Raw genomic sequence first — 11,932 nt, forward strand, 5'->3', positions numbered from 1 at the left:
TCTATAACAAGCCCCTGACGAAAACCTGCAGCGGGGTTCGATGCTTCCGGCCGAGCTAGCCCAGAAATACGAAGTCCGCGGGACCCTTGGCGCTGGCGCCATGGGCACCGTCCTCGACGCCGTGGACCGCATCATCGAACGCCGCGTGGCCATCAAGGTCGTGAAGGTGCCGGCTGCCAACGACCCCGACGGCGCCGAGGCCCATGCCCGCTTCCGCCGCGAGGCGCAGGCCGCCGGACGCCTCAGCCACCCCAACATCGTGGGCGTCTACGACTACGGCGAGAATGCCGAGACCGCCTGGATCGTGATGGAACTGGTCGAGGGCGGCAGCCTCAAGGACCGGCTCGACAAGCACGAGCGCTTCACCGTGGCCGACGTCGCCCGGCTGATGGGCCAGGTCTGCTCGGCGCTGTCGTATTCGCATGCCCGCGGCGTGGTCCATCGCGACATCAAGCCCGGCAACATCATGATGTCGTCGCACGGTGCGGACGCGCAGGTGAAGATCGCCGATTTCGGCATCGCGCGGCTCGAGAATTCCTCGATGACGCAGGTGGGCACGCTGATCGGCACGCCCTCCTACATGGCGCCCGAGCAGTTCCGAGGCGAGCCCGTCGATGCCCGTGCCGACATCTGGGCCGCGGGCGTGATGCTCTACCAGCTGCTGACCGGCGAGAAGCCGTTCGAGGGTGGTTTCTCGGCGGTGATGCACAAGGCGCTGCACACCGAGCCGCCGCCGCCCTCGCAGCTGTCGGGGATCGTGCCGCGCAGCTTCGACGCGGTGATCAGCCGCGCCCTCGCCAAGCGGCCGGAGGATCGCTACGCCTCGGCCGAAGCCTTTGCGGCCGGCATCCAGGACGCGATCGTCAACCCGAACGCCTCCTCCGCGGCGCTGCCGATGCCGGGCGGCGACGCCGATGCGACCATGCTCGCCACCGGTTCGCGCCCGCCGAGCGCAATGCCGGGCCTGCCCGGGCTCGACGGGTCCTCGGCGAACAACGCCGCGACGACGGCGACGACCCGCACGAACCCCACGGCGAAGCCGACTCCCGTGACCACCACGGGAAAGAAATCGCCCCTGCCGCTGATCCTCGGCGGTGTCGGCGGTCTCGCGGCCGCGGCCGTCGCCGTCTGGTTCTTCGTGATCCAGCCCGGTGCGGGCCCCTCGCCCGAGGAGATTGCGCGGCAGGCCGAAATCGTCCGCCAGGCGGAGCTCTCCCGCCAGGAAGCCCAGCGCCAGGCCGAGACCATTGCCGCCGCCGCGCGCGCCGAGGCGGCGCGCCTGGAGACCGCGCGCCTGGAGAGAGAGCGCAACGAGGAAGCAGCGCGCGTCGCCGAGGCTGCCCGCCAGGAAGCCGCCCGCGCCGAGGCCGATCGCCAGGCCGAGGCACAGCGCCTCGAAGCGGCGCGCCAGGCCGAGCTCGCCCGCCTCGCCGAGACCCAGCGCCAGCAGCGCCTCACCCAGCAGGAGCAGGCGCGCCAGCAGGCGCTCCTGCGCGAGCAGGACGCCGCACGCCAGGCCGAGGCCCAGCGCCAGGCCGAGGCGGCCCGGCTGGCCGAGGTGGCGAGGCAGGCCGAGGCATCGCGACAGGCCGAGGCCGCGCGGCAGGCGGAACTCGCCCGGCTGCAGCAGCAGGCCGCCGCGGCACAGCAGGAAGCGGCCCGGCAGGCCGAGATCGCGCGACAGCAGCAAGGCACGCTCACGCAGCAGCAGGAAGCCGCCCGCCAAGCGGAGGCCGCGCGGCAGGCCGAGGCACAGCGCCAGGCGGACCTCGCGCGCCAGGCCGAGGCGCAGCGCCAGGCCGACCTCGCCGCGCAGCAGGAAGCCGCACGCCAGGCGGAGATCGCGCGCCAGCAGCAGCTCGCGATGATCCGCCCCGATTTCCGCGCCGCCGCACTCGCCGCCGTCCAGGCCTCGAGCTGCGGGCTGCTCAGCTTCACCGCCTCGGACCAGTCGCTGACCATCGGCGGCGTCGTCCGCCGCGGCGACGACGCGCTGGTCCGCCAGGAACTCAGCGCCCGCAACATCCCCGAAGGCTCCGCCCGGCTCGCGCTGCAGAGCTTCGAGGGGCCCTATTGCCAGGCGCTGGACCTGTTCCGCCCGGTGCTGGCGCAGGGCGACCGGGCGCCGCGCGTGGCGCTGGTGGGCACAGCGCCGCTGGTCGAGGGCCAGCTGATGCGCCTTGACGTGCAGATGCCCGACTACCCGGCGCATCTCTACGTCGCATATTTCAACAAATTGGGCGAGGTCGCCCATCTGGTGCCCTCGCAGCTGCAACCCGCTGGCGCCCGCATCCGCCTGGGCGAGCCGCGCGGCAATTTCAACGGCTGGCCGGTCGACGAGCCCTTCGGCACCGACCTTGCGATCGTCATCGCCTCCGACCGCCCCCTGTTCGCGACGACCCGGCCCGTGATCGAGCAGCAGGAGGACTATCTCAACGCGCTGGCCGGGGCGCTCCGCAATGCACGCACCGCCGGCAACCGCGTTCTGGTGCGCCCGATCATCATCGAGACGGTTCCCCGCCGCTGAGGCGGTGAGCGGGCGACGGCCGCGACCCTCTGCCCTTGCGAAGATGAACCGCGCGCCCGATAGCGGTCGCGCGCGCGCCGCTTGCCGCCGTCAGAACGCCGAGAGGAAGGCGGCGCGCAACACCTGCAGCCGCCCGTCATCCATCGCCACCATGCCGGCGTTGAAGAAGCGACGATCGGGGGTGAAGGCCACGAAGGCCATGGTCTCGTTCACCATCACCTCTTCCAACTGGGCGTCGTAGCCCTCGCTGGACAGGAAGCGGCGGAAGGAGGCGCGCTCGGCCTCGGTGAACACCTCGCGCCAGACGCGGTTCACATGGGCGGCGAAGCTCGGCCGGGTGAAGAAATGGCCGTGGCCGATCTCGTGGTGCAGGATGGCCGCGCGCATCGACGCATCCACGCGACGTTCCACCCCCGGGATCGACAGCACGGCGAAATCGACATCGCCCACGAGCTCCCGCGCCGTCGCGTGCTGCAGGCGCAGCCATTCCTCGCCCGGGGTGAGCGTGACGCGGTCGCGCCAGGCGAGCGCGAAGAAGCGGTCGATGTCGCTCGCCCGGTAGTTATGCCCGTAGTAATAGGTGGCCGCCGTGTCGCCGGCTTCGCTGATGGCCCGCGCCAGCGCCGCATCGTCGAGCACCCGGTCGCGCGGCTGTCCCGCCTTCTCGACCAGCGCGGCCAGGCGGTTCATCGCGGCCCCCTGCTCGTCGAGGCTCGGGAAATCCAGGATGAAGACGAGCGGATTCTCGCGCAGGCGGAACAGGCGCGCGATCGGCGCTGCATGCGCCAGCAGCGACTGCTCGTCGAGCACGGGCACGATGACGCGGCTGGAGAGCGAGCGCTGCACCGGCGCGTTCGACAGTCCCGCCTGCACGACGCCAGGGATGCCGATGGGCTCGGCCGGCACCGCGATCGCGGCCGCGTTGGGCTGCGGGCTCCATGAACCGGTGGAGGTGGCGGCGGCGGTCGTCTCGGGTCGCGGCCCGGCGAAGATCACCCAGGCGGTGATCGACCCGCCCAGGACCACGACGAGCAGCAGGATGAGGGCGACGAGGATACCGCGGCTGCGCGCGCTGCCCGCGATCGGCGCGGCGGGGCTCAGGGCGTGGACGCCCTGCCCCACCGGCGCATGCGCCGGGATGATCCTGACGGTGTCGTCCGGACCCTCCGGCACGGCTGCGTTCTTACCCGCCGACGTTCACGATCTGCACGCGGCGATTCCGCGGCTGGGCCACCTCGTCGCCGGTCGGGACCAGCGGCTGGCTCTCGCCCATGCCGACCGCGGACAGCCTCGCCGCATCGACGTTGAAACGCTGCATCAGAAAGCTCCGCACCGCGGCGGCACGGCGCTCGGATAGGGCTTGGTTGGAGGCGGCGTCACCGACGGTGTCGGTGTGGCCCTCGATACGGAAGCGGAAGGCGGCGAGATCGGCCGAGGCGAGCGCGCGGCCGAGCGGGGCGAGCTGGCGCTCGGCTTCCGGCGTCAGAGTGGAGGAGCCGGAGGGGAAGGTGACCGTGATGTTGGCCGCGGCGACGCCGTCGGTAGCCGTCGTCTCGCGTGCCGGGGGCGCGGGGCGCGCGACGGGCGCACCGGGGCCGGCGACGGCCGCACTCGGCGGGTTCGCGCGCGGGGTGGAATAGACCGGCGCGGGCTGCACCGTCGGTGCGGCGGGGGCGCTTTCGGCCGCACCCGGGACGCGGATGCCGCGGGTGGAGCCGGATTGCGGGCGCAGGCGCTGGATCAGATCGAGTGCGGCGGGGTCGCTCTGCGCCAGGACGGGCATGGCGGGAAGGCTCAGGGCGATGGCGGCGGCGCCGGCCAATGCGAGGCGGAGGGTCATCGGAAGGGGTCTCCTGTACGGTTGAGCCATGCATACCATCAAAGTTCGGCTACCGGAATGGCTCTCATGGGTTCCGGCGCGTAACACCCGAAAGCGTGACGATATCACACCGCTCCCATCGCCTTCCAAGTGCCGTACTGGCGCTCAAGCAGGGCGAAGGCACCCTGCTCCACGCGCGCCAGATCCGCCTCCGAGGCGCCGGGCCGGCACAGTCGCCGCGCGAGCTCTGCGGGCTCCGGCGGCGCGCCGGCCTGCAGCGCACACGCCACCCCGAGGTCGGAGGCGGAGATGATGTGCCCGCCACCGAGCGCCGGCACCACGAAGCCGAGCGGGGAGGAACTCGCCGCCGCCTCGCCGCCAAGGCGGCTGAGCAGAACACGGTTGGTGCGTGCCGCACGGGCCGCGTCTCCCGCACCCGGCGCCCGCCACAGAGGCAGCGCTGTGTTGGTGGTGGACAGCATCAGCCCGAGGTCAGCCGGCGAGAGGCCCGCGCAGGCCGGCAGCGCCGCGAGTTGCCCGAGCGTCTTGGGACCGGCGACGAGCGCATCGATCAGCGCGGCGTTCGCGGCCGCCGGCAGCTCCGCCTTGCCCGCGATCGTCTGGATCGAAAGATCGACCTTCTCGGGTGCGAGGAACAGGGCGAAGGGCAGGTGCGCCAGCATGCCGCGCCCGCCCGGGCGCTTGCCCTTGATGAACACGTCGCGGCGGAACCGGCGCAGCAGGAACAGGTCCAGCATCAGGTCCTGGTCCATGCCCGGCGGCAGCCCCTCCAGAGCGAGCCGCTGCTCGGGGCGCAGGTTCAATTCCGGGGCGACCTCCGCCGGGACCGCGGAACCCACGTAGTCGAGCCGCGCCGGCACCATCGCCTGGCGCACATCGGCGCCGAACTCCGGGCGCCAGAAGCCAGTGCCGTATTCATGCGCGAGGTAGGCGGACATGCCGTCGGAGTAGCCGGTCAGCCGCTCCAGCATCTTCTCGGAGGGCAAGTAGCGCGCGCCTGCATCGGCCAGCGACTTCACCACGCCCACCGCCGCGCGCGCCCGCGCCGCGTCCGAGCCGGTGGAAGCCGCCATGCCCTGCGCCATGATCTTCTGCAGCACGATGGAATCCGAAAACCCGGGCAGCGAGTTGTAGCCGATCAGCAGCATCCCGCCGGGCTTGAGCCGGGAGGCCAGGAACCGCACGATGCCGTCACGCACGATATCGGGCACCCAAGTCCAGACGCCGTATAGGATGACGAGGTCTGCCTCGGGCAGGGTCCTCGCCAGGGTCGCCTCGTCCATCGCGGCGATGTCGGCCTCATGGAAATGCAGGTTGGCGAGGCCCGCCTCCTCGGCGATCTCGCGCGCCTCGGCGACATGGGCGGGCTGCAGGTCGAGGCCATGCACGTCCCAGCCCGGGTTGGCCGCGGCCAGGACCGTCGCCGTCACGCCGCGACCACAGCCGATGTCGATGACCGTGAGGCGCTCGTGGTCCGGGTTCCAGATCGAATCCTGCAGGGCGGCGGCCAGGCGCAGCCGGGCGGGCACCGTCTCCTCCTGGAAGGCGGCGAGGTAGCGGATATCCGCCGCCGCGTAGCTGTCCTTCATCCCGCCGCTCATGCGCCGAGGTCCGGGGTCTGGCGTGCCGACATCATGTCACTTCCTGTGGCTCGAAAATCGCGTCGCGCCTGTGGCCGGTGCGCGGCTTGGCCGTGGCAGGCCAGGAGGACCAGCCGAGCTGGGTGTTGCCGCCCAGACGCGCCTGCGGCACCTCGTCGGCCTTGAGGACGAGGTTGACCGCGAAGCCGGTGTCGAGGCCCACGAAGAGCCGCGCGAGGTCGGTCACGCGCTTGAACATCGGCCGGCCGGGCAGCAGCGCCTCGAACTCCTCGCGCGTGAGGGGTCCGATGCGGATGATGAAGCGCGCCTGCGCGTCCCACACCTGGGCGCCGAGCACGGCGGTGGTGCCGAGGCCGCAATGCTGCGGCGCGCCGCGGCCAAGCGGCATGCGGGTCTGCTCGGTGGCGGGCAGGCGCATCCATCCGCCGGCGAATTCCTCGATCTCCACGGCGCGCTCGGTCTCGGCCTCCAGCATGCCGCGCAGGCGCTCCGCGCTGCGGCTGCGCGAGGCGAGGTTGCCCGAATGATACAGCAGCGCGTCGAGCGGCATGGCCATGCGGCCGTCAAGGCCCGGCGTGGCGAGTCCGATGGTCGCCGCGAGCGCGAGGCGCGCCGGCTCGGGGTTGCGCGTGGGTCGGTACTTCGCCCCGGCTTCCGTGAAGGCGCCGGCCATGCGCCGGGCAAGAAGGTCCATGAAGGCGTTGAGCGCGCGCGAGCGCTTGCGCACCTCGCCCGCGACCGTCGCGGTGTGGTGGCGCGGCAGCACGCCGCCGGGTCCGATCAGGCCGAAGGTACCGAGCGTGATCTGGCCATCCTCTGGCTTGGCCTGCACCACGGCCCCGCCCGGCGCGCCGAGCCGCACGGGCGAGCGGAAATCGAGGTCGCGCGCCTCCTTCCCGGTGACGCGCGCGGCGATCGCGGCGGCTTCGTCGGGATGGAAGCGCGTGGGCTCGCGCGCCAGCAACCCGACCGGCGAGAGGATGCGCAGGGAGGGCGATGGCTTTGGCTCGCCCTCGTCCACGACAGGCCCGGCGAGGGCCGCCGCCGGCGTCTCGGACGCAACCGGGCGCTCGGGGCCCTCGAGCACGCCGAAGCGCGGCACGTTTGCCGTCTTGTCGATCGCCTCGTCGAGCAGCGACGCCGCCCTGGTCGCGAGCTCGGCCGGCGGTTCCCCGGTCGTCTCGTCGCTCACAGCAGCACCCGCGTCCCGCTCCGTGCGGGGAAGCGCGCGGCGACACCTGGCCGGCCGCGGAGAACCGCCGCCGTACGCGAGAAGGCGTTGATCGACACCTGCACCGCGAGAAAGCGCTCCAGCACCTGCGCCAGCGGGAACAGCCCGGCGGATTGCCAGACTTGCTGGTCGAAGGTGAGCGTCACTTCCAGCCCGCGCACGAAGGCGCCGGCGCGCCCGCCGGGCAGCCGCGCGACGCCGGCCTTGGAATCGACCGCGAGCAGGGCGCCCAGCGCGGCGCGGCTCTCGGCGGAATCGCGCAGGTCATGCAGGCGCAGCAATTCGCGCAGTGCATGCGCGGCCGAGGCACCGCCGGCGATGCTCAGATGGTTCAGCGCGAGATGCGAGATCAGCTTCCACGCGCTCCGCTCCAGCAGGTTCGGCCGCAGCGTGGGCGTGGGCGGCGAGAGGCAATCGATCTGCTTCACCGGCGGCCCGCCCTCGACCATGCGCAGATGCGGCTGGCCGCCGCCGAAGGGCAGCATCGAGGGCAGGTCGCGGTTGCAGCACAGCGCCTCCACCGTCAGCACGCCATCGGCCGGCATCGTCGGGTCGAAGGCCAGGTCGCGCAGCGAGATCATCGTCTCGGTCCCCGTCAAGGGCGGGTTCGCCGGCTCGCGGGTCGCGATGAAGGTGATCTCGGCGACACGCGCATCCTCGGTGTCCGAGCCGAGCCGGTAGAACGGCATCACCTCGCGGATCGAGCCATCCGAGCGGCTCTCCCGAACCGCCTCGACCGAATAGATCTCCAGCGCCACCGGCCGCCGCGCATCGGTCACCGCACGGAACTCGGCGACGGTGCCGTCGAGTGCCACCGGCTCGCACCGATGCGGAAACAGGTTGATCGCGGGCGTGCAGCCGAGCGCGAAGCTCTCCGCATTGATCACCCGCTCCAGCTCGGCCGCGGGTCGCGAGAGATAGAAGAAGATCTCGAGCTTGTCGCTTTCCTGGACCAGGGTGCGGGCGTCGAGGCCGGTGATGTCGAGGTAGTGAAATTTTTCCGGGAAGGCGAAATACTCGGTCAGCAGGCGATGCCCGGCGAAGGCGCGCCGTGGCCAGGGGAGTGCGGCCTCGTCCTCGGCATAGGCGCCGACCGAGACGCATTCCGGGCCCAACAGCGTGGGGCTGGCGTCGAGCGCGCTGTCAGCGAGTGCCACGCCGGTGGTGGCGGTGCCAATCAGTTCCATCAGCAGCGCGGCCTGGGCGCCGACGCCGCGCAGGTGGAAGCGCAGCTTGTCGACGCCGAGCTGGGCGAATGTGACGTCGGGAGTCTTGGTCTTGAGCGTGAGGCGCAGGCAGGCCTGGGCGCCTGGCGCGCGCGGGTTTGCGGGGGCGGCGATGGGCTGGCCCGAAAGCCGCGCCGCCTCGACGTCGATCGGCCAGAGGGTCACGTCGTGGCAGGTCGCAAAGCGCACCGGCTCGCCGCGCACAGGCTCAGTCTCGAGCAGCAGGCCACGCTTGACGAGCACCGGTTCGGGCGCCTCGGGCGGCCCGTGCAGGCGCACCGTGGTCATCGAGGGCACGGGTGCCAGGAGCTGCGGCGAGAGCATCTCGAGCAGCGCGTCCGACAGTTCGGGCAGCTCGTCATCAAGGCGCTTGACCACGCGCGCGCCGAGGAAGGCGACACCTTCGAGCAGCCGCTCCACATAGGGGTCGTCCACCGCGTCGGGCGTGACGCGCAGGCGGGCTGCGACCTTCGGATAGGCGTCCGCGAATTCGCCGGCGAGCTTGCGGATCGCGGCGAGCTCGCGGTTGTAGTAGGGCAGCAGCGTATCGGACACGGCACCATCCCAAAGGTCAAAGCGCAGCCGGTGCGAGCGGGCATCATCCCGTCCGCGCAGGTACAACGTCTAGCATGTGGCGACCCGCTTTCGCAGGGGGTCGCCGGTCGAGCCGCTACCCCTCGGTCACCGAGATATCGAGCGTGGAGGGGCGCACCACGGTTTCGAAGCTGATCTGCTCCGGCACCGGGTCGGTGCGCAGCACCGCCTCGATCCGCAAGCGCAGCACGCGGTCGATCGCCTCGCGCGAGGCGTCGCGCAGCTGCACCTTCACCTGCATCAGCCGCGGCTCGTAGCGGCGGATGGTCGCCTCCACCTCGCGCGCGACGGCCAGGCGGCGCTGCTCCTCGCTGAAGGCGCCCGCCGTCGGGTCCGGCACGCCGTAGCCCACCGGGGAGACGGCGAGTTCCAGCAGCCCCGGCGGTGTCGGCACGCGCCGGCGCCGCGCATTGAGCAGGGTCTCCATGTCGCGCCGCACCGCGCCGCGCAGAATCTCGATGGCGTAGCCCTGGGTGAGCGGCGGGTCGGCCGGCGCATCTGGATCGGCGTCGAGCAGCCGGTCCAGCAGGGGCAGGCGGATCCGCGCCCCTGCATTCTTGTCGTTGCGCCGCGTGTCGCTCATTGCGCGGCTCAGTCTTCGAAGGTCAGCTCGGTGACCTCGGCCATCGGCACCGCATCCTCGCCGATCAGCAGCAGGCGCTGGCCGAGGCCGCGCACCGGGCCCTTCTCGGCTTCCGTCCAATCCGTGTTGCGGCCCAGGCGTAGCGGCGAGGGCATGTCCTTCGCGGTCCAGGGATAGATGTTGGGCAGGTAGACCACGCCTTCCGTCCCATCCTTGGTCTCGATCGCGGCGCGGCGCCAGTACAGGTCGCGCGGACGGCGCGGGGCGTCGAAGGAGAGCGCACGCAGTCGCTCGACCGGCACCCACATGTAGTCGCCGCCGGTGGTGATCACCTCGAAGATCGGCGCGAAGAGGTCGTCGGCGTCGCGGAGGTCGTCGAAGGCGACGTCGCCATGCTTGCCCGAGACGCGGGCGCGGAGGGATTCCGCCTCGGCGGCGGAGGCATTGGCGCCGGCGACGTCGCCGGCGCGCAGCTGCACCAGCGCCTGCATGGCGGCCTTCTGCGCCTCGGTCGGGTCATCGCCCTGGAACTTGGGCAGGCGGCCTTCGGCGAAGGTCTGGCGTCGCCATTCCTCGGCGCGCAGCAGGCAGCGGAATTCGAGCACCGCGGGCGAGGGCTCGTCGAGGATGACGGCGTCGAGCGCACGGTCCGCCTTCTCGATCTCGCCGGCGAAGATCTGCATCTCGGCCAGCATCCAGCGCAGGCCGGATTCGCGCGGGGATGCCTTGACGGCCGCGATCGCGGCGGCAACCGCGCCGTCGATGTCGCCACTGGTGAACGCTTCGCCTGTCGTCGTCATGCTGACCTCGCCGCCTGAAGATCCGTCACCAGCCGGAAGGAGGCACCGACCTCGTCGAGCTGGTAATGGGGTTGAAGATGAATCACGCAGCCGAAAACGCCGGGCTTGCCCGGCTTTTCGGTGACCTGGACCTTGGCTTCGCGCAACGGGTAGCGCGCGCCGCGATCACTACCCGCCGACATGTCGGCGAATTTCTGCAGCCAGGCCTGCAGCCGACGCTGGATCTGGTCCGCATCCTGGAAGGAGCCGACCATGTCGCGGCCCATCAGCTTGAGGCAATGTGCAAAGCGGGACATGCACAGCAGCGCGTTGAACTGCGCCGAGAGGCGCTGGTTCGCGTTGGCGATGTCCGAATTCATCTTGGGCGGCACGTGGATCGACGGCATGGCGCCGAAGCTCGCCTCGCCCAGGCCCTCGAGGCCGACGAGCGGGACCAGGCCGCCTTCCACCGCCTGGCGCTCCTGGTCGTCCGTCAATGCGAGTTCCATCGGCGGGCGCAGGGCCAGACCGACCGGGTCGGCGAAGTGCCGCTCATTCGGCAGCGTGGCGATGACGCCGCCCTGGGCTTCGTGGTCGATCGTGGCGCCGCGGATATCGGCCGGCCAGTTCGAGGTGGCGAAGGAGCGCACGGCGGCGGCCGCGAGCGCAAAGCCGGCCGAGGTCCAGACGCGCGTCGATGAATCGGGCGCGTATTCGCGGTAGCGGAAGCGGTCGGCGCGGGTGCCGTCATCGGGCCAGGGGCAGCGCGCCGCCATGCGCGGCAGCACCACGCAGAGGAAGCGCGTGTCGTCGCGCGTTTGCAGGCTTCGCCAGCGCAGCCGGTCGGAACTGCGCAACGGCTCGGCTATGTCGGAATGCGCGCCGACCTCGCCCCAGGTGTCGAAACCGACCAGGGCGGGATGCGCGGCGATCACCGTCGGCGCGAAGGAGGCGGCGGCGACGGCGGAGAGGCCGTCGAGCCCGCTCACATCGTCGGTCGGGCTGCCGGGGCCGGGCATGTGACGCACTTCGTAATCGGCCATGAGCATGGAGAAGGGCTCGCCGCCCGGCGTGCCGAACTCGCCCTCGTAGATGATGCGGAATAGGGCACTCTGGTCGAAATCCGAGGCCTTGTCGAAATCGCGGCAGATCTCGGCCCAGCGCGCATTCAGCACGCGCACTTTGACCTTGGCGCCGAACGGCACCTGGTCCACCAGCCAGTGCAGCCCGCGCCAGCCGCCCTCGAGGCGGCGAAACCGCTCATGGTGCAGGATCGCGTCGAGCTGGGTGCCGATCAGCTTGTCGATGGCGGCGATGTCGCGGTCGATGGAGGCTTCCAGCCGCTGCATGGCCAGGCGCTTGCCCCGCGCGGTACCATCATGCGCGAGCAGGCTGGGCAGCCGCGCGCCGCACCAAAGCTGCAGCGCCTCGACCGGCTTCGCGCCGGCGACGAGGTGCGACAGGTCGGCCCCAGTGTCGGTGTAGCCGGGACCGTAGAAATTGCCGGACAGGATGCGCGCGCGGAGCGCGGGGCGCACCACATCGGCGCCC

The 11,932-nt window shown here is 71.5% G+C and carries 9 protein-coding genes; 1 reads left to right on the forward strand and 8 read right to left on the reverse strand.

All coding sequences use genetic code 11. From position 1 onward, the window contains the following. Positions 1 to 40: 40 nt before the first annotated feature. A complete protein-coding gene (locus GXW79_RS09955) occupies positions 41 to 2,527 on the forward strand; it encodes a serine/threonine-protein kinase (RefSeq protein ID WP_281414706.1) in 2,487 nt (828 codons plus the stop codon). A gap of 90 nt (positions 2,528 to 2,617) precedes the next feature. Here GXW79_RS09955 and GXW79_RS09960 read toward each other — a convergent pair whose 3' ends face one another. The 8 genes from GXW79_RS09960 to tssC form a co-directional block, all read right to left on the reverse strand. Next, positions 2,618 to 3,700: a hypothetical protein gene (locus GXW79_RS09960; protein ID WP_211874228.1), complete on the reverse strand. Its 1,083-nt coding sequence runs from the start codon at positions 3,698 to 3,700 to the stop codon at positions 2,618 to 2,620. Between the two features lie 10 nt (positions 3,701 to 3,710). Further along, positions 3,711 to 4,367, reverse strand: coding sequence for an OmpA family protein (locus GXW79_RS09965; protein ID WP_211874229.1), 657 nt, complete (start codon positions 4,365 to 4,367; stop codon positions 3,711 to 3,713). A gap of 104 nt (positions 4,368 to 4,471) precedes the next feature. After that, positions 4,472 to 5,968, reverse strand: coding sequence for a class I SAM-dependent methyltransferase (locus GXW79_RS09970; protein WP_211874230.1), 1,497 nt, complete (start codon positions 5,966 to 5,968; stop codon positions 4,472 to 4,474). Between the two features lie 31 nt (positions 5,969 to 5,999). After that, positions 6,000 to 7,160 carry a type VI secretion system baseplate subunit TssG gene (gene tssG / locus GXW79_RS09975; RefSeq protein ID WP_211874231.1) on the reverse strand — a complete coding sequence of 387 codons (1,161 nt, stop codon included), beginning with the start codon at positions 7,158 to 7,160 and terminating at the stop codon, positions 6,000 to 6,002. Continuing rightward, positions 7,157 to 8,980, reverse strand: a complete 1,824-nt coding sequence (gene tssF / locus GXW79_RS09980) for a type VI secretion system baseplate subunit TssF (RefSeq protein WP_211874232.1) — start codon at positions 8,978 to 8,980, stop codon at positions 7,157 to 7,159. Before tssF ends, tssG begins: the two co-directional genes overlap by 4 nt. Before the next feature lie 115 nt (positions 8,981 to 9,095). Then, positions 9,096 to 9,602: a type VI secretion system baseplate subunit TssE gene (gene tssE, locus GXW79_RS09985; protein WP_211874233.1), complete on the reverse strand. Its 507-nt coding sequence runs from the start codon at positions 9,600 to 9,602 to the stop codon at positions 9,096 to 9,098. An 8-nt stretch (positions 9,603 to 9,610) separates the two neighbouring features. Continuing rightward, on the reverse strand, positions 9,611 to 10,402 hold the full coding sequence (locus tag GXW79_RS09990; RefSeq protein ID WP_211874234.1) for a type VI secretion system accessory protein TagJ: 792 nt from the start codon (positions 10,400 to 10,402) through the stop codon (positions 9,611 to 9,613). Further along, positions 10,399 to 11,919 carry a type VI secretion system contractile sheath large subunit gene (gene tssC / locus GXW79_RS09995; RefSeq protein WP_211874235.1) on the reverse strand — a complete coding sequence of 507 codons (1,521 nt, stop codon included), beginning with the start codon at positions 11,917 to 11,919 and terminating at the stop codon, positions 10,399 to 10,401. The genes GXW79_RS09990 and tssC overlap by 4 nt, the downstream gene beginning before the upstream one ends. Positions 11,920 to 11,932: the final 13 nt, after the last annotated feature.

It is taken from the genome of Plastoroseomonas arctica, from assembly GCF_018128965.1.
Classification (GTDB): Bacteria; Pseudomonadota; Alphaproteobacteria; order Acetobacterales; family Acetobacteraceae; genus Plastoroseomonas; species Plastoroseomonas arctica.

Excerpts from the sequence above, each read along its gene's own strand:
- GXW79_RS09965 (WP_211874229.1), bottom strand. The coding sequence starts at position 4,367 with ATGACCCTCCGCCTCGCATTGGCCGGCGCCGCCGCCATCGCCCTGAGC.
- GXW79_RS09990 (WP_211874234.1), bottom strand. The coding sequence starts at position 10,402 with ATGACGACGACAGGCGAAGCGTTCACCAGTGGCGACATCGACGGCGCG.
- GXW79_RS09970 (WP_211874230.1), bottom strand. The coding sequence starts at position 5,968 with ATGAGCGGCGGGATGAAGGACAGCTACGCGGCGGCGGATATCCGCTAC.
- GXW79_RS09955 (WP_281414706.1), top strand. The coding sequence starts at position 41 with ATGCTTCCGGCCGAGCTAGCCCAGAAATACGAAGTCCGCGGGACCCTT.
- tssE (WP_211874233.1), bottom strand. The coding sequence starts at position 9,602 with ATGAGCGACACGCGGCGCAACGACAAGAATGCAGGGGCGCGGATCCGC.